This window comes from Labedella endophytica, from assembly GCF_003990045.1.
Taxonomy (GTDB): domain Bacteria; phylum Actinomycetota; class Actinomycetes; order Actinomycetales; family Microbacteriaceae; genus Labedella; species Labedella endophytica.
The window spans coordinates 1,027,457-1,048,486 of sequence record NZ_RZGZ01000002.1 but is presented as its reverse complement, the minus strand read 5'-3'; the positions used below and the strand labels follow the sequence as shown (position 1 = coordinate 1,048,486).

At 69.0% G+C, this 21,030-nt stretch carries 16 protein-coding genes; 13 read left to right on the top strand and 3 right to left on the bottom strand.

The window, feature by feature from the left end; genetic code table 11:
- Positions 1–30: 30 nt before the first annotated feature.
- A complete protein-coding gene (purD, locus tag ELQ94_RS08405; RefSeq protein WP_127049093.1) occupies positions 31–1,320 on the bottom strand; it encodes a phosphoribosylamine--glycine ligase in 1,290 nt (429 codons plus the stop codon).
- A 19-nt stretch (positions 1,321–1,339) separates the two neighbouring features.
- Here purD and ELQ94_RS08400 point away from each other — a divergent pair, with 19 nt between their 5' ends.
- The 4 genes from ELQ94_RS08400 (at position 1,340) to purF (ending at position 4,933) form a co-directional block, all read left to right on the top strand.
- Positions 1,340–1,714 (top strand): sterol carrier family protein, encoded by a 375-nt coding sequence (locus ELQ94_RS08400; protein ID WP_127049091.1) that lies wholly within the window; start codon positions 1,340–1,342, stop codon positions 1,712–1,714.
- A 97-nt stretch (positions 1,715–1,811) separates the two neighbouring features.
- Positions 1,812–2,249 carry a cell division FtsX domain-containing protein gene (locus tag ELQ94_RS08395; protein ID WP_127049089.1) on the top strand — a complete coding sequence of 146 codons (438 nt, stop codon included), beginning with the start codon at positions 1,812–1,814 and terminating at the stop codon, positions 2,247–2,249.
- A complete protein-coding gene (purM, locus tag ELQ94_RS08390; RefSeq protein ID WP_127049087.1) occupies positions 2,246–3,352 on the top strand; it encodes a phosphoribosylformylglycinamidine cyclo-ligase in 1,107 nt (368 codons plus the stop codon). Before ELQ94_RS08395 ends, purM begins: the two co-directional genes overlap by 4 nt.
- A gap of 123 nt (positions 3,353–3,475) precedes the next feature.
- Positions 3,476–4,933 (top strand): amidophosphoribosyltransferase, encoded by a 1,458-nt coding sequence (purF, locus tag ELQ94_RS08385; protein ID WP_127049085.1) that lies wholly within the window; start codon positions 3,476–3,478, stop codon positions 4,931–4,933.
- A gap of 84 nt (positions 4,934–5,017) precedes the next feature.
- On the opposite strand, the gene ELQ94_RS08380 is transcribed toward purF, so the two are convergent.
- Positions 5,018–5,668 (bottom strand): NUDIX domain-containing protein, encoded by a 651-nt coding sequence (locus tag ELQ94_RS08380; RefSeq protein WP_243696922.1) that lies wholly within the window; start codon positions 5,666–5,668, stop codon positions 5,018–5,020.
- A 27-nt stretch (positions 5,669–5,695) separates the two neighbouring features.
- Positions 5,696–5,887 (bottom strand): DUF3073 domain-containing protein, encoded by a 192-nt coding sequence (locus ELQ94_RS08375; RefSeq protein WP_127049082.1) that lies wholly within the window; start codon positions 5,885–5,887, stop codon positions 5,696–5,698.
- 308 nt (positions 5,888–6,195) lie between these two features.
- Between ELQ94_RS08375 and ELQ94_RS08370 the strand changes: the two genes are divergently transcribed.
- From ELQ94_RS08370 to ELQ94_RS08330, 9 genes are all read left to right on the top strand, one after another.
- A complete protein-coding gene (locus ELQ94_RS08370) occupies positions 6,196–7,236 on the top strand; it encodes a LacI family DNA-binding transcriptional regulator (RefSeq protein WP_127049080.1) in 1,041 nt (346 codons plus the stop codon).
- A 263-nt stretch (positions 7,237–7,499) separates the two neighbouring features.
- Positions 7,500–9,050, top strand: coding sequence for a multiple monosaccharide ABC transporter ATP-binding protein (gene mmsA, locus ELQ94_RS08365; protein ID WP_127049078.1), 1,551 nt, complete (start codon positions 7,500–7,502; stop codon positions 9,048–9,050).
- On the top strand, positions 9,047–10,363 hold the full coding sequence (mmsB, locus tag ELQ94_RS08360) for a multiple monosaccharide ABC transporter permease (RefSeq protein WP_127049076.1): 1,317 nt from the start codon (positions 9,047–9,049) through the stop codon (positions 10,361–10,363). The genes mmsA and mmsB overlap by 4 nt, the downstream gene beginning before the upstream one ends.
- A 49-nt stretch (positions 10,364–10,412) precedes the next feature.
- Positions 10,413–11,513: a substrate-binding domain-containing protein gene (locus tag ELQ94_RS08355; RefSeq protein WP_127049075.1), complete on the top strand. Its 1,101-nt coding sequence runs from the start codon at positions 10,413–10,415 to the stop codon at positions 11,511–11,513.
- A 177-nt stretch (positions 11,514–11,690) separates the two neighbouring features.
- Positions 11,691–14,825, top strand: coding sequence for a LamG-like jellyroll fold domain-containing protein (locus tag ELQ94_RS08350; RefSeq protein ID WP_127049073.1), 3,135 nt, complete (start codon positions 11,691–11,693; stop codon positions 14,823–14,825).
- A gap of 195 nt (positions 14,826–15,020) precedes the next feature.
- On the top strand, positions 15,021–15,539 hold the full coding sequence (locus ELQ94_RS08345; protein ID WP_166404693.1) for a universal stress protein: 519 nt from the start codon (positions 15,021–15,023) through the stop codon (positions 15,537–15,539).
- 211 nt (positions 15,540–15,750) lie between these two features.
- Positions 15,751–18,447 carry a helix-turn-helix transcriptional regulator gene (locus tag ELQ94_RS08340; RefSeq protein ID WP_127049069.1) on the top strand — a complete coding sequence of 899 codons (2,697 nt, stop codon included), beginning with the start codon at positions 15,751–15,753 and terminating at the stop codon, positions 18,445–18,447.
- Between the two features lie 362 nt (positions 18,448–18,809).
- Complete coding sequence (locus ELQ94_RS08335) at positions 18,810–20,147, top strand: acylneuraminate cytidylyltransferase (protein WP_127049067.1); 1,338 nt, start codon at positions 18,810–18,812, stop codon at positions 20,145–20,147.
- A complete protein-coding gene (locus tag ELQ94_RS08330) occupies positions 20,144–21,016 on the top strand; it encodes an N-acetylneuraminate synthase family protein (protein ID WP_127049065.1) in 873 nt (290 codons plus the stop codon). The genes ELQ94_RS08335 and ELQ94_RS08330 overlap by 4 nt, the downstream gene beginning before the upstream one ends.
- Positions 21,017–21,030 lie beyond the last annotated feature (14 nt).

Here is a 21,030-nt window from a genome sequence, read left to right as displayed (position 1 = left end):
CGGATCGGCACCTCGGCAGACGCGCCGCGCTCAGCGCGCGACGCGAGCCGCGATGTCGCTGCGGTGGTGGGAGCCCTCGAGGGTGATCTCCGACAGTGCGGTGTAGACCCGCGTTCGTGCGTCGGTGAAGTCGTCCCCGACCCCGACGATGCTCAGCACGCGGCCACCCGTTGCGACGAGTGCACCGTCGCGGACGGCGGTCGCGGCATGCGCGACGTGCACGCCCTCCACGGATTCCGCCGCGTCCACTCCGTCGATGACGCGGCCTGTGACCGGTGCGGCCGGGTAGTTCTCGCTCGCGAGAACCACGGTCACGGCGACCGAGTCCGAGAACCGGGGGACGGGTACGTCCGAGAGAGTGCCCGTCGCGGCGGCGAGGAGCAGCTCGGACAGCGGCGTCGTGAGTCGGGGCAGCACCACCTGGGTCTCGGGGTCGCCGAATCGGGCGTTGAACTCGATGACGCGGATCCCCCGGTCGTCCGGGCCCTCGCGCTTCGACGTGAGGATGAGGCCGGCGTAGAGCAGACCCACGAAGGGCGTCTGCTCCTCCGCGAGCTGCCGGACGACGGGGCGGGCGACCGTCTCGGTGACCTCGGCGACGAAGTCGGCCTCGGATCCGAAGACCTCGTCGAGCCAGGGGAGCGGCGAGTACGCTCCCATCCCCCCGGTGTTCGGGCCGGTATCGCCGTCGCCGGCGCGCTTGAAGTCCTGGGCGGGCGAGAGGGGGACGACCGTGTGACCATCGCTCACGAAGAAGAGCGAGACCTCCTGCCCGTCGAGGAACTCCTCCACGAGCACGCTCCCGGATCCGAGGAATGTGTGCGCGTGGGCGACGGCCGCATCGCGATCGTCCGTCACGATGACGCCCTTGCCGGCCGCGAGGCCGTCGGCCTTGACGACGTACGGTGCGCCGAATTCGTCGAGCGCGGTCTCGACCTCGGCTGCCGTGCCAGCGCGGACGGCGCGGCCTGTGGGGACTCCGGCCGACTCCATCACGTGCTTGGCGAAGGACTTGGACCCCTCGAGCTCCGCGGCCTCCCGACCGGGGCCGAACACCGCGATGCCCTGCTCGCGCAATTCGTCGGCGACGCCGGCGACGAGGGGGGCCTCCGGGCCGATCACGACGAGGTCGGTTCCGCGGGCGATCGCGTGGTTGGCCACGGCGACGGGGTCGTTCGCGTCGAGGTCCACGGTCGGGACGCTCGCGGCGATCCCCGCGTTGCCCGGCGCGGCGGTGATCTCGTGGCCGCGTCCTTCCGACAGGAGCGACAGGACGATGGCGTGCTCGCGGGCACCGGAGCCGAGGACGAGGATCTTCACGGCCACTAGCCTATTGGTCATGGCACGAGCACGGATTCCCGACGGCGAGGGCCTGCACGCCGTCGCGAACGCCCGCGGCGGCGACGCCGAGAAACCCGTCGTCGCGACGGCCGTCCGATACACGCTGCAGCACCTCGCGGAGGTCGCCCCTGGCCACACGGTGGAGGTGCGGGTGCCGCCGTTCGCAGCGATCCAGTGCATCGAGGGGCCCCGCCACACGCGGGGCACGCCGCCGAACGTCGTGGAGACCGACGCGCGCACGTGGCTCGCCCTCGCGAGCGGCGACCTGTCATGGCGCGACGCCCTCGCCGGAGGCACGGTGCACGCCTCCGGATCGCGGGCCGACCTCACGCCCGTGCTGCCGCTCCGACTACCGGGCGAATCGGGGCGGTGAGCCCGGGGCGCTCGATCCGGGGGCTGGCGCCGCAGCGGCCGCCGGCATCCCGGACGGGCCGTCGCGGAGGGCGGACCCGGTGAGGGAGAATGGGGGAGTGACCTCCGAACAGCCCTCGCCCGCCGATCCCGGTGACCCGGTCCCCGCACGGGAGCGCGTCGTCGTGCGCCGTGCCCCGAAGGTGTGGGGCTTCCTCGCCCTCGGTGCGATCGCCGGAGTGGTCGCCACGCTCATCCTCACCTTCGCGTTCCGCCCGGCCGACGGCGGCCCCACGGTGACCGAGGACGGCACGCAGTTCGGTCTCACCCAGGTGTTCGGATTCCTCCTCGTCTGCCTCATCCCGCTCGGAGCCGCGCTCGGAGCCCTCGTCGCGATCATCCTCGATCGCGTCATGGCCCGCGGCGCCGTCGAGGTCGAGGTCGAGAGGATCGACGTCGCCGGTCCGGTGACCGAGGTGACGGACGACGAAGCCGCCGCCATCGCCGCCACAGAATCCACCACCCCCGACCCCGACGAGGAGTCCCGCCGATCATGAGCGCAACCGACACGTACCGCGATGCCGGAGTCGACACCGCAGCGGGAGACCGCGCGGTCGAACTCATGAAGGCGGCCGTGTCCGCGACGCACGGACCCGAGGTCCGCGGCGGCGTCGGCGGTTTCGCCGGACTGTTCGACGCGTCGGCGCTCACGGCCTATCGCGCACCCCTCCTCGCGACCTCGACAGACGGGGTCGGCACGAAGATCGCGCTCGCCCAGGCGATCGACCGCCATGACACGATCGGTCAGGACCTCGTCGGCATGGTCGTCGACGACATCGTCGTGGTCGGCGCCACCCCGCTGTTCATGACGGACTACATCGCGTGCGGCCGTGTCGTGCCCGAGCGCATCGCCTCCATCGTCACCGGCATCGCCCGCGCGTGCGAGGCAACGGGCACCGCGCTCGTCGGCGGCGAGACGGCCGAGCACCCCGGACTGATGGCGCCGGACGACTACGACGTCGCGGGTGCCGCGACGGGCGTCGTCGAGGCCGACGCGGTCCTCGGCGCGGAGCGGGTGCTGGACGGCGACGTCGTGCTCGCGCTCGAGTCCTCCGGCCTCCACTCGAACGGCTTCTCCCTCGTGCGTCACATCCTCGCCTCGCGCGGGATCGGGCTCACGGACCACTCCGACGACCTCGGCGGAGTGGTCGCCGAGGTCCTGCTGGAGCCGACGCGCCTCTACACGGCACCTCTGCTCGACGCCCTGGGAGACGAGCGCTCGGCGGGCGCGATCCACTCGCTCTCGCACGTCACCGGAGGCGGGATCGCCGCCAACCTCGCACGCGTGCTGCCGCGGGGCTCCTGGGTCGAGGTGGACCGCTCGACGTGGTCGCCCGCACCGGTGTTCCGTGCGCTGAGCGAGCTCGCAGGCACGAGCCTCGAGAGTTCCGAGGGCACATGGAACCTCGGGATCGGCTTCTTCGCCGTCGTCGACGCCGCGCGGGCGTCCGCGGTCGCCGAGGTGCTGACGGCCGGTGGCATCCCCACGTGGGCCGTGGGAACCGTCGCGACGTCGTCTCGGGATCTGACCGGATTCGAGCAGGGGGCGAAGGGGGTCGACGGCGGCGCCGTCCGCCTCGTGGGGTCCTTCGCGGGCTGATCGCACCACCGCCCGGTCGACCTCGGGCGACCCCGCGGACCGGGACGTGAGCCGGTCTCCGTATGCGAGACTAGGGGCGTCCGTTCGGACACTTCCCAGATCCCCCAGGAGCCAGCGCCCAGCATGTGCGGCATCGTCGGAATCGTCTCACATGAGCCGGTCAACCAGCAGGTCTATGACAGCCTCCTCCTCCTGCAGCACCGCGGTCAGGATTCCACCGGTATCGCCACGGTGGACGGCCAGACGGTGCACGTCAAGAAGCTCAAGGGCCAGGTCAGGGAGGCGTTCCGTACGCGGGACATGCGCTCGCTCCTCGGCACCGTCGGCCTCGGCCACGTGCGGTACGCCACCAAGGGCGACGCGGCGAACGAGCACGAGGCCCAGCCGTTCTACGTGAACGCCCCGTACGGCATCGTCCTCGTGCACAACGGCAACCTCACGAACACGCGTGAGCTCGCCGACGACCTCTTCCACGTCGACCGCCGGCACGTGAACTCCTCGAGCGACACCGAGATGCTCCTCAACGTGCTCGCCACGGAGCTGCAGAGCCAGGTGTCCGGGCTCGATCTCGATCCCGACCAGGTCTTCGCCGCCGTCTCGCAGGTGCACGAACGCGTCGAGGGATCGTATGCAGCGATCGCGATGATCGCGGGCCACGGCCTCCTCGCCTTCCGCGACCCCTTCGGCATCCGTCCTCTCGTGCTCGGGCGGCGCGCGGCCGGCCTCGTGGGCGACGAGTGGATCGTCGCGTCGGAGTCCCTCGTCCTCGAGGCGAGCGGCTACGAGGTCGTTCGCGAGGTCGCTCCCGGCGAGGCCGTCTTCATCACCCCGAGCGGCGAGTTCTACTCCCGTCAGTGCGCGAAGGAACCGCGCCTCATCCCGTGCTCCTTCGAGTACGTGTACCTGGCTCGTCCCGACTCCATCATGAACGGCATCTCGGTGTACGAGGCACGCCTGCGGCTCGGCAACCGCCTCGCCGACACGATCGCGAAGTACACCCCCGCCGGCGACATCGACGTGGTCATGCCGATCCCGGACTCATCGCGTCCCGCGGCCATGCAGGTGGCTCAGAAGCTCGGTGTCGAGTACCGCGAGGGCTTCTACAAGAACCGGTACGTCGGCCGCACCTTCATCATGCCGGGGCAGGCCGAGCGCAAGAAGAGCGTGCGTCAGAAGCTCAACGCCATGTCGAGCGAGTTCAAGGGCAAGAACATCCTCATCGTCGACGACTCCATCGTGCGCGGCACGACGTCGAAGGAGATCGTCGACATGGCCAGGATGGCCGGCGCCAACAAGGTCACCTTCACGTCGGCTGCGCCCCCCGTGCGCTTCCCGCACGTGTACGGCATCAACATGCCCACCCGGCGCGAGCTCATCGCCGCCGGGCGCAAGATTCCCGAGATCGCACGCGAGCTCGGAGCCGACAACCTCATCTACCAGGAGGTCGAGGACATGGAGTCCGCCATCATCGAGGGCTCGGACGTCACGAGCCTCGAGATGAGTTGCTTCACCGGCGAGTACGTGACGGGCACCGTCACTCCCGAGTACCTCGAGTGGGTCGAGCGCACCCAGCTCTCGTGACCCACCCCTAAAAATCCCCTCGGTGCTTGAAAGTCGAGCACCGAGGGGATCTCTAGGAGGGAGAGCGGGGAACGGGGTGGGGTGTCAGCGGGCGAACGGGCCGGAGATGACGGCCCACTGCAGGAGCATGATCGTCTTCGCGTCGATGATCGAGCTACCGATCGAGGCGACGGCCTCGTCGATGTCGAGTTCGAGCACCTCGATGTCCTCCCCCTCGGCCTCGAGCCCGGCTCGCGTGCCGTGGAGCCCGCCTCCCGCATAGGGCGCGGCGAAGAAGTGAAGGCGCTCGGTGACGGATCCCGGGCTCATGTAGGCGTCGAAGACGTGCCGGACCTCTCCGAGCACGACACCCGTCTCCTCCTCGGCCTCGCGACGGATCGCCGCCTCCGGGGAATCGTCGTCGAGCAGGCCGGCGGCCGTCTCGACGAGCATGCCGTCGGCGTGGCCGTTGACGTAGGCGGGGAAACGGAACTGCCGTGTGAGCAGCACGGTGCGCCGCGCGGGATCGTAGAGAAGGATCGTCGCCCCGTTGCCGCGGTCGTACGTCTCGCGTCGCTGACGGGACCACTCGCCCGACGCGTCCTGGACCTCGAGGGTCGTGGCGCGCGTCACGTGCCAATCGGTCGAGAGGACCTCGACATCGACGACACGGACCCGCGGGTTGCCCGAGAGGTCACGGCCGACGCGGTCGAGACCGGTCCGGCCGCGACGGTCGGGTTCGTCTACACCCACCACGCGGACACCCTGAACCACGATCGATCGCTACGCGCGCTTCGATTCGTCCGAGCCGTCGGAGGCGTACTCCGACCACTTCGCGATCTCCTCATCGGAGTACGACTCAGGGTCATGACCCGTGAGCTCGCGTTCGAGCGCATCGTAGTTCACGTTGGGGCTGTATGACTTGAGCTCCCGCGCGATCTTCGTGTGCTTTGCCTTCTGACGGCCACGCCCCATGCGAGACCCCCTTACGATTCGGTGACCGGCCCACGAAGCGAGATATCGACTGGTCCCGGGGAGGATCGGACCGTACGGACGTGCCGTGCGGAGCATGCTCTGCGGGTCAGGGATTCTCGATGTGGCGAACCGGCGGTTTCACTAACCAGAGAACGACTAAGACTGCCTTGGAGTCTACCACGGTGGCTCTGACATCGCGGTCGTCGCCGCGCGGGAGCGAGCCTGCAGCGCGGCGAGGGCCCTGCGTACAATGAGCACGTCCCCCGTCGTGTGAACGTACACATCGACCCTGATTCTAGGAGCGCGCAATGCCGCCGGAAGCTGGAAGAGGGCGCGCGCCCAACATCCGCGACGTGGCCGCGATCGCCGGGGTGTCCTACCAGACCGTGTCGCGCGTCCTCAACGGCAGCGAGAAGATCCGCCCGGAGACGAAGCAGCGCGTCCTGGAGGCGATCGAGGAGAGCGGGTTCCGGCCCAATCAGGCGGCACGCGCCCTCGTCACGAGCCGCTCCCGCACCATCGGTGTCCTCTCGACGCATCAGTACGCCCATTACGGTCCGCAGACCATGGTGCACGCGATGGAGGTCGCGGCCGACCTCGCCGGCTACCGGCTCGCCCTCGTGACCACGGGCAGCACGCCGGAGACCATCGCCGCCGCCCTCGAGCGGCTCGTGAGCCAGGCCGTGGAGGCCCTCATCGTGGTGGCGCCGAAGGTGAGCGTGTTCGAGGCGATCGAGGACAGCTCGCTCGACCTCCCGCTCGTCACCCTGGATTCGTCGATCCACAACAAGCGTCCGGGGCGCGCCCACAGTTTCGCCGTCGACCAGTACGAGGGTGCACGCATGGCGACCCGGCACCTCATCGAGCTCGGTCACCGATCGATCATCCACGTCGCCGGACCGCAGGACTGGATCGAGGCCGACGAGCGCATGCAGGGTTTCCTGTTCGAGCTCGGGGAGAAGGACCTACCGGTGCGCGCGCCCATCCTCGGTGAGCTGTCCGCCGACTTCGGCTATCGTGCGGGGGTCGAGCTGGTCAGGCGGCGGGACTTCTCCGCGGTCTTCGCCGCGAACGACCAGATGGCGCTCGGTCTGCTGCACGCGTTCCGCGACGAGGGCCTCTCCGTGCCCCACGACGTGAGTGTCGTCGGCTTCGACGACATCCCGGATGCCGCGCATTATCTGCCGCCGCTCACGACCGTGAGGCAGGACTTCGCCGCTGTGGGGCGCCGGTCCGTCGAACTCGTCATCGGGGAGCTCGACCAGGGTCGACCGGGGAGCGTCGAGTTCATCCGCCCGACGCTCATGGTCCGCGAGTCCACCGCGCCTCCGACCGCCGGCTGGCGCTGAGCTCGCCCGGCGTCGAACGGAGGGGCGATGACGCGCCGAGGTCACGGTCCGGAAACGGTCTTGCTCGGGATGCGGTCGCCCGGTTGACATGGTCTCGTCCCGGGCCTATCGTGATCGCGGGCATGTGAACGGTCACATTAGATCGAACACGTGCTCCAGCAGTTGACGGACCGACCGGCCCGCCACGACAACGACGTCCTTGTGGAGGCAGTGAATGCGAATCCGTCGCGCCGAGACCCGAGTCACTCGGGAGGTGCAGTCGCATGGTCGATGAACCCGTCATCCTGGAGATGCGCTCGATCACCAAGGAGTTCCCCGGCGTCAAGGCGCTCTCCGACGTGTCGATCACGGTGCGCGCCGCCGAGATCCACGCGATCTGCGGAGAGAACGGTGCCGGCAAGTCCACGCTCATGAAGGTGCTGTCCGGCGTCTACCCCTTCGGCACGTACGAGGGCGACATCGTCTTCCAGGCGCAGGAGATGCGCTTCAAGGACATCCGCTCGAGCGAGGCCGCCGGCATCGTCATCATCCACCAGGAGCTCGCGCTCATCCCCGAACTGTCGATCACCGAGAACATCTTCCTCGGCAACGAGCCCAGCCGCGGGGGAGTGATCAACTGGAAGGAGGCGAAGAAGCGCGCCATCCAGCTCCTCGCCCGCGTCGGCCTCCGCGACGACCCCGACACTCTCGTCAAGGACATCGGCGTCGGCAAGCAGCAGCTCGTCGAGATCGCGAAGGCCCTCAACAAGGACGTCAAGCTGCTCATCCTCGACGAGCCGACCGCGGCTCTGAACGAGAACGACTCGCAGCACCTCCTCGACCTCATCCTCGGCCTCAAGGGCAAGGGGATCGCGTCGATCATGATCTCCCACAAGCTCAACGAGATCGAGCGCATCGCCGACTCGATCACGATCATCCGCGACGGCAAGACCATCGAGACCCTCGACGTGCGTGGCGGCGATGTGAACGAGGACCGCATCATCCGCGGCATGGTCGGCCGCAGCCTGCAGTCGCGATTCCCCGACCGCACGCCGCACATCGGCGAGGTCCTCTTCGAGGTCCGCGACTGGACGGTGCAGCACCCGCTCGTCGCCGAGCGCCTCGTGTGCCGGAACGAGAGCTTCACCGTCCGCAAGGGCGAGATCGTCGGCTTCGCCGGCCTCATGGGCGCCGGTCGCACCGAGCTCGCCATGAGCGTCTTCGGCCGCTCCTACGGCAACTTCGTCTCCGGACAGGTGTTCAAGGAGGGTCGCGAGATCCAGCTGCGGAACGTGAGCGAGGCGATCGACCACGGTCTCGCCTACGTGAGCGAGGACCGCAAGTCGCTCGGGCTCAACCTGCTCGACGACATCAAGCGCAGCGTCGTCTCGGCGAAGCTCTCGAAGATCTCGCGCGGGCAGGTCGTCGACGACTTCAAGGAGCACTCGATCGCGGACGACTACCGCAAGAGCCTGCGCATCAAGACGCCGACGGTCGACGAGGGGGTGTCGAAGCTCTCGGGAGGCAACCAGCAGAAGGTCGTCCTCGCAAAGTGGATGTTCACCGACCCCGATCTGCTGATCCTCGACGAGCCCACCCGCGGCATCGACGTGGGAGCGAAGTTCGAGATCTACGGCATCATCCAGCAGCTCGCCGCTCAGGGGAAGGGCGTCATCGTCATCTCCTCGGAGCTCCCCGAGCTCATCGGCCTCTCCGACCGGATCTACACGATCTTCGAGGGCCAGATCACCGACGAGTTCACCGCGGCGGAAGCCGAACCCGAGATGCTCATGAAGAGCATGACCTCCACGAACAAGAAAGCTGCAGCAGCATGAGCGGATTCTCCGACGTCAAGAAGATCTTCGGGGGCGGCACGACGTCGACCGCTCGCCAGTTCGGTATCCTCGCGAGCCTCGTCGCCATCATCGTGGGCTTCCAGATCGGTACCAACGGTCTGACACTCACGCCCGGCAACCTCATCGCAGTCGTGAACCAGTACTCCTACATCCTGATCCTCGCGATCGGCATGGTGATGGTGATCATCGCCGGCCACATCGACCTCTCGGTCGGTTCGGTCGCGGCGTTCACCGGCATCGTCGTCGCGAAGGCGATGGCGGACTTCGATCTCCCGTGGCCGCTCGCGATCGTGCTCGGCCTCGTCGTCGGCGCACTCATCGGAGCGTGGCAGGGCTTCTGGGTGGCCTACGTGGGCGTTCCGGCGTTCATCGTGACGCTCGCGGGCATGCTCATCTTCCGCGGTGGCAACCAGGCGATCGGAGCGGCGACCGCCGTGACCGTGCCGGAGGGCTTCACCGTGATCGGAGCGGGCTACCTGCCGGAGGTCGGTCCGAATACGGGGTACAACAACCTCACCCTCCTGCTCGGCATCCTCGCCGTCGTGGCGATCGCGTGGCGCGAATGGCGGGCCCGCCGCACGCAGGCGGAGATGGGGTCGGAGACGGCGCCCGTGTGGGTGTCGGTGCTCCGCGTCGTGATCCTCGGTGCCGTCGTCCTGTACGCCGCATTCCTCTTCGCCGGCGGTCGCGTCGGCACGAGCATCCCGGTCTCGGGCATCATCCTCATCGCCCTCGTGCTCGCTTACGGCTTCCTCACGCGGAACACGATCATCGGCCGCCACATCTACGCGGTCGGCGGCAACTCGCACGCGGCGGAGCTCTCGGGCGTCAAGTCGAAGCGCGTCAACTTCTTCGTGATGATGAACATGTCGATCCTCGCGGGCCTCGCGGGCCTCGCGGGCATGATCTTCATCGCCCGAGCCGGTGCGTCCGGAGGCCAGGACGGCAACGGCTGGGAGCTCGACGCGATCGCGGCGGCCTTCATCGGCGGCACCGCCGTCGCGGGCGGCGTCGGCACGGTCATCGGCGCCATCATCGGTGGTCTCGTCATGGCCTTCCTCAACAACGGCCTGCAGCTCGTCGGCGCCGGCGCCGACCTCGTGCAGATCATCAAGGGCCTCGTGCTCCTGCTCGCCGTCGCGATCGACGTCTACAACAAGACCCAGGGTCGGTTCTCGATCATCGGGCTCTTCACGTCGAAGCGGAACAACGGACCGACCGACCAGACCCCGACGCCCACGACCGGCACGCCCGACACGGCGAAGCCCGGCGCGGTCACCGCCAACAAATAGACCTGTCCATTACCCCCACAACCCCAACACCCAAGAGAAAGTGAAAACAATGCGCAGATCAGCACTCGCAACCGTGGCTCTGGCCTCGGCTGCTGCGCTCGTCCTGGCCGGCTGCTCCAGCCGTACGGACGACACCTCGAGCGGAAGCGGCGACGAAGCCGGCTTCGCCGCGGACTCCCTCGTCGGCGTCGCGCTCCCCGCGAAGACGTCGGAGAACTGGGTCCTCGCGGGCGACCTCTTCACCGAGGGCCTCGCCGACGCGGGCTTCGAGTCCGACGTGCAGTACGCGGCGGCGAGCGGCACGGTCGCCGACCAGCAGTCGCAGATCCAGTCGATGATCACGAAGGGCGCGAAGGTCATCATCATCGGCGCGGCCGACGGTTCGCAGCTGGGCACCCAGGTGGCCGCGGCCCACGAGGCCGGCGCCGTCGTCATCGCGTACGACCGCCTCATCCTCAACACGGCTGACCTCGACTACTACGTCGCGTACGACAACGCCGAGGTCGGCCGTCTCCAGGGCCAGGCGCTCCTCGACGGCATGGCGGCGAAGGGCGAGGGGCCGTACACGATCGAGCTCTTCTCCGGCTCGCCGGACGACGCCAACTCGGCGGTCTTCTTCGACGGTGCCATGGAGGTCCTCCAGCCGGCCATCGACAGCGGCGACGTCGTCGTCGGTTCCGGCCAGACGGACATCCAGCAGACCGCCACGCAGGGCTGGGAAGCCGAGAACGCGCAGAGCCGTATGGACTCGCTCCTCACGAGCTCGTACTCGGGTGACACCCAGCTCGACGGCGTCCTGTCGCCGAACGACAACCTCGCCCGTGCGATCATCACGTCGGTCAAGGCCGACGGCCGCGACATCCCCGTCGTCACCGGTCAGGACTCCGAGGTCGACTCGGTGAAGTCGATCATGGCCGGCGAGCAGTACTCCACCATCAACAAGGACACCCGCGCGCTCGTCGCGCAGGCGATCACGATGGCCGAGCAGCTGCAGAAGGGCGAGGACGTCGAGGTCAACGACACCGAGTCCTACGACAACGGCGAAGTCGTCGTGCCGTCCTTCCTCCTGCCCCCCGTCATCGTGACGAAGGAGAACGCGGCAGAGGCCTACGCGAACGACCCGACCCTCGGGCCGCTCACCGAAGGCTGAGTCGTCTCACCAGTACCACCACCGCGAACGGGCGGGTCGGATTCTTCCGGCCCGCCCGTTCCGCTTATCCACAGGGGAGGCGCTTCCGGGAGCGGGGAAGCGGCAGGTCGGCGAGACTCGGTGTGAATGTGAGGACTGATCACGTTCTGTACATCGCACTCCGGGGGGACCATACCGATGTCGCCGAGCTTCTCACCGACCCGCACGAACGCATCCGACGGTGCGGTCGCTACCAGGACGTGGGCCGAGACGGTTCGCCGAGCGGGCCTCGTTCGTGGGCTCCTCGTGATGTCGGCCGCGGCGGCGCTGGTCGTCGTCTCGATCGTGCCCGCCGCGTCGGCACGGGCGGAGGGGTCTCCCGTCGATCCGGCCGATCCCACCACTCCGGCAACGGTGACCGCCGATCTTCTCCCCACCCCGCAGATCGGTGACGGGACGGTTGCGGCCCGCAACGACATGGACGCCGGCGGGGTGGTCTGGGACCAGGTCGTGGTCGGCAAGACCGTGTTCGCGGCTGGGGCGTTCACGAAGGCGCGGCCGTCCGGCGCGGGCGTCGGCCAGAAGATCGTCGCCCGCTCGCACATGCTGTCCTACGACGTGACGACCGGTGCCTTGCTGGCGTTCGCTCCCACGTTCAACGCGCCCGTCCGCGCCCTCGCGGTCTCGGCGGACGGCAAGAAGCTCTACGTCGGGGGAGACTTCACGACGGTGAACGGCGTCGCCCGGTCGCGCATCGCCGCATTCGACGTCGCCACCGGGAAGCTCGACACGACGTTCGCCCCCGTGCTCAACAAGGCCGTCCACTCGCTCGCCGCGTCGGGGTCCGTGCTCTATGCCGGCGGCGCGTTCACGACGGCCCAGAAGGCGACCCGCAGCCGGGCGGCAGCGTTCTCCCCAGCGACGGGTGCTCTGCTGCCGTGGAACCCCGCGCCTGTCGGCGGAGACGTGAAGGCGATCGTCGTCGCCGGGTCGGGTGCGCGGGTAGTCCTCGGGGGATCCTTTCAGACCGTCGGCGGGGGAAAGACGTCGCTCGGCATGGCGTCGGTCTCTCCCGATTCCGGTGTAACGCAACCGTGGGCGATCGGAGACGTGGTGCGGAACGGAGAAGAGCAGAAGTCCGGCATCTACAGCCTCGCCGTGGCGGGCGACTCCGTCTACGGAACGGGATGGGCCTACGGCACGGGGAACTTCGAGGGCACGTTCAAAGCGAGAGCAGTGGACGGTTCCATCGAGTGGCTCGAGGACTGCCGAGGAGACACCTATTCGGTCCGGCCCGTCGGCGACGTCGTCTACACGGCCGGACATCACCACGACTGCAGCAACGTCGGCGGATTCGGCGACTACATCGCCCCAGAGGGACAGTATCGAGGACTCGCTTTCTCGGACGCCGCCACGGGCACGAATCTGTCTACCACCACGACCTTCTGGGGCCACGCCGGTCAGCCGGCCCCCTCGCTCCTGCATTGGTTCCCCGCCTTCGACACCGGTCTCTTCACCGGGGCGAACCAGGGCCCCTGGGACGTGGCGGCCGGGGACGGTTACGTCCTCTACGGCGGCGAGTTCCGTTCCGTCAACGGCACCAGACAGAACGGCCTGGCGCGATTCGCAGCCCCTCCCGTTGCGCCGGAGAAGAACGGACCGCGGTTGTCTGGCGCCCAGCTCGTGGTCACCACCGAGTCGTTCGAGGGCAACGGTGTCCGCCTCAGCTGGCCGGCCAACGACGATCGAGACAGCTCGCGCCTCCGGTACCAGGTGATCCGAGACGGGAACACCGCGACGCCCGTCTTCGAGACGGACTGGATCTCTTCCAGCTTCTGGGACACACCCACCGTCCGCGCGATCGACACCGGTCTCGTCGCCGGGAAGAAGTACGGCTATCGAGTGAAGACGATCGACCCGGACGGTAATTCCACGCTGAGCGACGCGGTGTCCTTCACCGCCACGGCCGGATCGACGGGGCCGGCGACGGACTACGACCGAATCGTCCTCCGCGACGCTCCCGTGTCCTATTGGCCGTTCAATGAGACGGCAGGGTCGACGACCTTCGACTGGGCCGGAACCAACGACCTCTCCACCGTGGCCGAGCGGGTGCAGGGCATCGAGAGCGACGATGCGGGCAGCGCGGGGGCCTTCGACGGAGTGACCCGATTCGTCGCCCAAAAGGCGTCGGTCACTGCGCCCACCACCTATTCCGCGGAGGCGTGGTTCTCCACCGAGACGACGACCGGTGGCCAGATCCTCGGGTTCGGTCATACCCGCGAAGCGACCAACGCGGCTCACGACCGACACGTGTACATGACGGACACCGGCCAGCTCGTGTTCGGTGTCTGGACGGACAGCGCGCAGACGGTCACGACGCCGTTGGCCTACAACGACGGTCGATGGCATCACGTGGTCGCCACCCTCGGCTCGAGCGGGTTGCAGCTCTTCGTCGACGGCGAACTCGTCGGATCGCGCGTCGAGGACACCGCGGCGGGGGTATTCGAGGGGTACTGGAACGTCGGGGGGAACACGATCGCCGGGTGGCCGTCGGCGCCGACGAGCGACTTCCTAGACGGTGCGATCGACAATGTGGCCCTCTACGACCGCGTCCTGTCCGGCGCGACCATCGCAGGCCACACGGCGGCGGCACCCCAGACCCAGCCGGAGCCGGAGCCCGAGCCGGAGCCCGAGCCCGAGCCCGAGCCCGAGCCGGAGCCGTCGGCCGTGGCGTTCGACCGCTTCGAGCGGTCGGTCTCCTCGGGATGGGGTTCGGCCGAGACCGGCGGGGCCTGGGCCGTATCGGAGACCACGAGCGGGGTCAGCACGAGCGCCGGCTCGGGGATCATCCGCGTCGCGCCCGCACACATGCGTGTGGCGACCCTCCCGGCCGTGTCCCAGACGAGCTCCGACTCGACGATGACGTTCTCCCTCGATCGGTCGGCGGGTACGTCGTCTCACTACGTCAGTCTCATCGGTCGTGGTGTCGGGTCGGACCGATACGCCGCTCGCATCATCGTCGAGCCCTCCAAGACGCGGCTGGACGTCCAGGCCTCGGGGAAGACGCTCGCGAGCGTCAACCTGACGAGCGTCGGATACACCGCCGGTCAAGAGATCTCCCTCCGGTTCCAGGTCTCCGGCACCGGGTCGACCGCGCTCCGGGCCAAAGCCTGGTTCCGAGATGCCGCCGAACCCACCACGTGGCAGATCGACCGAACGGACACCTCCTCCGGCCTGCAAGCGGCCGGCACGGTCGGCATCATCTACTACGCGGGTCGGCCGGAGACGACCACCTTCTCTGTGGAGGAGTTCTCCGTCGTTCGGATCCCGTAGCGGCGGGAGCGACGGACCATCAGCCTCTGGGCGAGCCGTCACGAGGCGCCGCCGGACGGGATCGTTCCGGCGGCGCCTCGTGGTGGGTGACGGGCGCCGTGGATATGCTGATCGTGCGTCGAGTGGTGAGGCCAGGCGGACCGTGCCGTGACGATGCGAGGTGTCCGAGGTTCCGCCACGCAGGAGGCTGAGACCATGACCGTTCGACCCTCGACCCGTCCGGTACTCGTCGGTATCGTCCCCGGCCAGCCCGAGGCCGTGCTCCGTGTCGCCGCCGAGTACGCCGTGGCCTTCGGCGCCGAGCTCGTCGTGGCATGGGTAGACGCGACGCGCTACACCGCGGGCCTCTGGGCCGACGGCTCCGTGGCCTTCGTTCCCTACGACGCGAACGTCGAGAGCGAGATCGACTCGACCTGGATCGACGATCAGGTCCGACCGACCCTCGAGAGCTCCGGGGCTCGCTGGCGCGTGGTGACCGCCGAGGGTGAGCCGTCCGCCGCCCTGTGCTCGATCGCCGACCGTGAGGAGGTCGGATCGATCGTCGTGGGCACGCGCGAACCCGGCTTCCGCGCTGGGCTCCAGGAGTTCTTCACCGGATCGATCGCGGCCCATCTCGCCCATCGGCAGCGACAGCCGGTCATCGTCGTGCCGCTGTCACCCGTCCGCCGGACCGAGGAGCTGCCCTGGAGCGATGGGGAGGCCGGACGGCCGTAGGAGGACGACCGTCGTCGCTTCTCCGGGCTCGGGTCCTCGCCATCATGGCCCTCCTTTCAGGGGCCATGATCAGCCGCACATGCCCCCGGATCGTCACCAGGACGAAGAAGCGGACCATTTATCGGACCATATTTTCCCGATCAGCCCCCGATGCCCTCGTCGAATGGCCAGTGTGATGCCCACTGATCGGTCGACAAAGGGCGGGGTTCACATGACGGCAACGGGCGAGCGCGCAGGAGCATTCGACGCCGGAGGAACGCGGCCGGTACCGCCGGGGGGTGGGTCGGGATCGCGCGCCGAGCGAGCGGGACGACGCACGTCGTCGACCGGACCGATCTACGGGGCTCCCGTCGAACCGGCGTGGGCCATCCGACGCCCCGACCTCGTGGCGTTGCTCGAGGCGCGTCATCGGATCACCCTGGTGCGCGGCGGTTCGGGGTTCGGGAAGACGATGCTCGTCTCCCAGTGGGCGAACGCGTCGGACGTCGACGGAGTCTGGGTCGACGTCGACGATGACATCGTCGACCGGGCGACCTTCTGGACGAGGGTCTTCGCCATGGTGGAGGATTCGGGCACCCTCGTAGTGGAGGGTCGCTGGCTCCCGTCGGCCGCGCAGCTCGGTGCCGGAGGTGACCTCCGGCGCTACCTCACCAGGTTCGCATCGCACCTGGACACCGACTTCACGATCGTCATCGACGACGCCCACGCGCTCGAGTCCCCCGCCGTCGAAGAGGACGTGAGAGCGATGCTCCGGGTGACCGATCGACTGCGTTTCGTGATCGCCACCCGCAGCGTGAGCTCCTTCGATCGCCAGGACGACGGCTCGGCCCTCGATCTGATGGAGATCGAGGCACAAGGACTCCTCTTCACGCTGCGAGAGTGTGCGCTCGTGATCGTCCGCTCCGTCCTCACCGTCGATGCGAAGCTCGCCGCGGAGGTCCACGAGATCACGGGGGGCATGCCGCTCGCGACGCGTCTCTTCGCCGAGAGACTCGACGGGTCTCAGCGACTCACGGCGGTCCGCGAGATGGACACCGTCGTCGGTCGCGTGGCGGACGCGCTCGTCGCATCGGTCAGTGCACCGGGCGGGTCCTCGGAGGACGAGTTCTGGACGTTCCTGCAGCGGGCCGCCCTCCTCGACGGCGTGACCGACCGGGAAGCGGCACGGCTCGGAGCGGTGGACACGGAGCGGGCGCGGAAATGGCTCGATGCCGCGCGATCCCTCGGGTTCGGGTTCTGGGACAGCGACGGGGACGTCTCCCGTTTCCACTTCGTCCCCATCACCGCGCGCGTGCTCGAGAAGACGGTGGCCGGCGCGGACGGGGGCCGATCTCCCGAGGCGGACGCCGCCGCGGCCGAGGTGCTGTGGGGGAGGGGCGATTCGCGCGCGGCGTGGGCGCGGGCGATCCGGACGGAGCAGTTCGTGCTCGCGGAACGCATCCTCCGGGAATCGTTCATCGCCGTGACCGACGACGAACCGGGGGCGTTCGAGCCCCTCATCGCCGTCGCGACGGCGAAGCTCCGGCGTTTCCCGTACCTCACGGCGATGCTCGGACTGGTCCACACCACGAGCGGCAAGGGGAAGGCCGTCGGCTCGGCCTACCTCGTCGCTGCCGAGCAAGCAGCGCGCACCCGTTCATCGCAGCTCGGCCCCGACGACCGTCTCGCGATGCTCGGTGTGCGTCTGATCGCGTTGCGACTCGAGGGCCGGTGGGCCGCTGCTCTGTCCGTGGCGTCCGAGGTGAGCGCCGCGTCGGAGCGCTTCGAGATCGACGAGCGCCCGCCGGCACCCGGAATCCTCGCCGCCGCGACGCTGCAGGCGGCCGTGACCTTCCTGGGGGTCGGTCAGACGCAGGATGCGGTGAGGCTCGCCGAGCGGGTCGTCGCTGCTCCCGGCGTGCGGGCGGAGCTGTTGGCGCAGGCTCACGCCTTTCTCGCGAGCGCTCATGCGACGGCGGGAGCGATGGGTCTCGCACGGGAGCAGCTCATCGCTCTCGGCCGAGTACGCACGGGCCTGTCCCGATGGGGATGGGCCGACCTCGCATCTGCGCTCCTCGCCGCTGAGAGCGGCGATCTGGCCTCGACGAGGGAGGCGATCGACGGAGTGCTCCGCTCGGCGGGTCCCGAGATCCGGCTGAGGGTCGTACCGGTGCGGTCGATGCTCGACGCGGCGGAGGGGAGGAGCCTCCTCAGCATCTCGGCCGTGAACGAAGCGGTTCCGGACCGGGAACGGACCATCGCGCCGCCGGCCGTCCGTTCGGCCATCGGTCGAGCCGTCATCGCTCTCTCGCTCGCGGTGGGCGCACTCGCGCAGTCGAAGGTCGCGCTGCGCTCCTTCGACAAGGGCGATCCGGTGATCGGCGTCTGCCGTGCCCAGATCGCACTCGTCGAGGACCGGGCGCTCGAGGCGGTCGCCGCCGCGAGCGATGGCCTCGGGGCGCAGGGGATCGGTCCGCGGAACCGCGTGGAGCTCCTACTCGCCCGAGCGGCCGCCTCACTCCGGCTCGGAGGAGAACGGGCGTCGCTCCACGATCTGTCGGAGGGGCTCCGGGTGCTGTCCTCCCAAGGGCTCCGGTCTCCGTGGTCGTTCCTCGTCGAATCCGATCGCCGATCACTCGCGTTGCTCGCGGAACGAGCGGGGCTCGCCGACGCGCGGTTGCTCTCGGAGCTCGAGGCCATGCCGACACTCTTCGTCCGACTCGACTCGTTCGCCGACCTCACGGCGCGGGAGCGGGAGGTCCTGACGCTGCTGGTGTCCGGGTTGAGTGTCTCGGTGATCGCCAAGCGACTCGTCGTCTCGCCCAACACGGTCAAGAAGCAGCGCGCGAGCATCTACCGGAAACTGGGGGCGACGACGCGAGAGGAAGCGGCGATCGCTGCGATCGCTCGGGGCCTGCTCGACGCCTGAATAAGTGTCGGGCGGGACCACGGGCAGGACCAAAATCCGACATCGGAGTCGATTGGCTCCGATGTATCCGCCACGGTGGGAGGGAGCGCCTCTCAACGTCCGATCGGATCTTCGCCGATCGGGTTTCCTGTCCGAGGCGCGGTCGATGGACCGGGGGGTTGCATCTGGCCGCGCCTCGGATGCCGGGGACCATCCCCACGGGGTCTCCTCGGTCGTCCGGGTCTCCTCGGGCGTCGATCGGGTCGACGCCCGGGGAGGTCTGCGCCCCGACCGGACGTGCGTATTCGAACCGTCGTCCGCCGGGGGACGTGCGTTCACTCGCGGGTCACCTCCCGGCCACCCCGCCCGCTTAGCGTCACCCCATGGACAGCGGTCAGGACGGCACGACGGGGGCGAGCGATCCGTCGTTCTCCGACGTGCCCCTGAGTGTCGTGGTGATCCCCGCGCGCGGCGGTTCGAAGGGGATCCCGGGCAAGAATCTCCGAACGGTCGGGGGAATTCCCCTCATCGTTCGCGCGATCCGCTCCGCACGCGCGGCGCGGAGCATCGACCTCGTCGTCGTCTCGACCGACGACGCGGACATCGCCCGGATCGCCATCGACTCCGGGGCCGTCGTCGTGGAGCGCCCCGACGAGCTCTCGGGCGACACCGCCTCCTCGGAGTCCGCGGTGCTGCATGCTCTCGATGCGATCGAGGCCGACACGGCCTCGGGACGGCGCCCCATCGGCACCGTCGTCCTGATGCAGGCGACCTCCCCCCTCATCGACCCCGTCGATCTCGACGAGGCCGTGAGACGCGTGATCTCCGGAAGCGCCGACGTCGTCTTCTCGGCGGTCCCGACCCACGTCTTCCTCTGGCGGGACGGGGGTGCGAACGAGGGCGTCGTCGGCGTCAACCACGACAGGGCATCACGCCCCCGCCGCCAGGACCGTGCCGCGGAGTACCGCGAGACGGGTGCGTTCTACGCGATGGACGCCGCCGGCTTCCGATCCTCGGGCCACCGGTTCTTCGGCCTCGTCGCGGTGCAATCGGTGCCGGAGCGTCACGCGATCGAGATCGACGTCCCCGCCGACCTCGAGCTGGCCCGCGCGGTCTCGGCGATCGACACACCGGAGCTCCGGGCCACTGTCGACGACGGTGGTGAGCTCATCGAGGTCGAGGCCGTCGTCACCGACTTCGACGGCGTGCACACCGACGACACGGCCGTCGTCGATCAGGACGGCCGCGAGAGCGTCCGGATCCACCGCGGCGACGGCCACGGCGTCCGCCAGCTCCGCGACGCCGGGATCCCCGTCCTCATCCTCTCGGCCGAGCGCAATGCCGTCGTCGCGGCCCGTGCGGCCAAGCTCCGCGTTGACGTCATCCACGGTGTGGACGGCGACGACACCCGCGGAGACAAGGGCGACGTCCTCACGGAGTGGGCGGAGCGGATCGGAGTGCCGCTCGATCGCATCGCCTACCTCGGGAACGACGTCGGCGACCTGCCGGCGCTCCGCATCGTGGGTTGGTCCGTGGTCGTCGCCGACGCCCACCCGACCGCACGCGCCGCGGCGCGCGTCGTCCTCGCCTCGCGGGGAGGCTCCGGTGCGGTCAGGGAACTGGCCGATCGCATCATCGCGGCCCGGACGGCCGCACCCGCACACGACCGCCGGGACGACCTCCCGGCGGAGCACCTCACGAACGAACGGAGATCATCATGACCGTCACCATCGGACGCTCGCAGATCGGCGACGGTCACCCCGTCTACGTCATCGGCGAGATCGGTCTCAACCACAACGGTTCGGTCGACCTGGCCAAGAACCTCATCGAGGTCGCGGCCGAGGCGGGGGCGCAGGCTGTCAAGTTCCAGAAGCGCACCCCCGACATCTCGACGCCCGAGCACATGAAGAACACGCCGCGTGACACCCCGTGGGGCACGATGACCTACCTCGAGTACCGCCGCCGCGTCGAGTTCGACCGTGAGCAGTACATCGAGATCGGCGACTATGCGACGCTGTGCGGTCTCGACTGGTTCGCATCCCCGTGGGACGAGCCGGCCGTCGCCTTCCTCGAGGAGCTCTCCGTTCCCGCGCACAAGGTCGCCTCGGCCTCCGTGACGGACCTCGGTCTGCTCCGGGCGCTCGCCGCGACGGGGAAGCCGATCATCCTCTCGACCGGGATGTCGACCATCGAGCAGATCGACGCGGCCGTGGAGACGTTCGACCCGACGTCGCTCGTCATCCTGCACGCGACGTCGACCTACCCCCTTCCCGCCGACGAGGCCAACCTGCGCACGATCAGGACCCTCGCGGACCGCTACCCGCGCCTTCCGGTCGGCTACTCGGGTCACGAGCCGGGGCTGGAGATCTCCTTCGCGGCGGTCGCCCTCGGAGCCCGCGTCGTCGAACGCCACATCACGCTCGACCGGACGATGTGGGGTTCCGACCACTCCGCGTCCCTCGAGCCGACCGACTTCGCCCAGCTCATCGAGGGCATCCGGGTCGTCGACGAGGCCCTCGGTGACGGGGTCAAGCGCGTCTTCCCGGGTGAGCAGGCGCCGATGGCGAAGCTCCGCCGGGTCCTCGTGTGACGGGTGCTCGTTCG

Excerpts from the sequence above, each read along its gene's own strand:
- mmsB (WP_127049076.1), top strand. The coding sequence starts at position 9,047 with ATGAGCGGATTCTCCGACGTCAAGAAGATCTTCGGGGGCGGCACGACG.
- ELQ94_RS08335 (WP_127049067.1), top strand. The coding sequence starts at position 18,810 with ATGGACAGCGGTCAGGACGGCACGACGGGGGCGAGCGATCCGTCGTTC.
- ELQ94_RS08370 (WP_127049080.1), top strand. The coding sequence starts at position 6,196 with ATGCCGCCGGAAGCTGGAAGAGGGCGCGCGCCCAACATCCGCGACGTG.
- ELQ94_RS08345 (WP_166404693.1), top strand. The coding sequence starts at position 15,021 with ATGACCGTTCGACCCTCGACCCGTCCGGTACTCGTCGGTATCGTCCCC.
- ELQ94_RS08375 (WP_127049082.1), bottom strand. The coding sequence starts at position 5,887 with ATGGGGCGTGGCCGTCAGAAGGCAAAGCACACGAAGATCGCGCGGGAG.
- purM (WP_127049087.1), top strand. The coding sequence starts at position 2,246 with ATGAGCGCAACCGACACGTACCGCGATGCCGGAGTCGACACCGCAGCG.
- mmsA (WP_127049078.1), top strand. The coding sequence starts at position 7,500 with ATGGTCGATGAACCCGTCATCCTGGAGATGCGCTCGATCACCAAGGAG.
- ELQ94_RS08400 (WP_127049091.1), top strand. The coding sequence starts at position 1,340 with ATGGCACGAGCACGGATTCCCGACGGCGAGGGCCTGCACGCCGTCGCG.
- ELQ94_RS08330 (WP_127049065.1), top strand. The coding sequence starts at position 20,144 with ATGACCGTCACCATCGGACGCTCGCAGATCGGCGACGGTCACCCCGTC.
- ELQ94_RS08350 (WP_127049073.1), top strand. The coding sequence starts at position 11,691 with ATGTCGCCGAGCTTCTCACCGACCCGCACGAACGCATCCGACGGTGCG.
- purF (WP_127049085.1), top strand. The coding sequence starts at position 3,476 with ATGTGCGGCATCGTCGGAATCGTCTCACATGAGCCGGTCAACCAGCAG.
- ELQ94_RS08340 (WP_127049069.1), top strand. The coding sequence starts at position 15,751 with ATGACGGCAACGGGCGAGCGCGCAGGAGCATTCGACGCCGGAGGAACG.
- ELQ94_RS08355 (WP_127049075.1), top strand. The coding sequence starts at position 10,413 with ATGCGCAGATCAGCACTCGCAACCGTGGCTCTGGCCTCGGCTGCTGCG.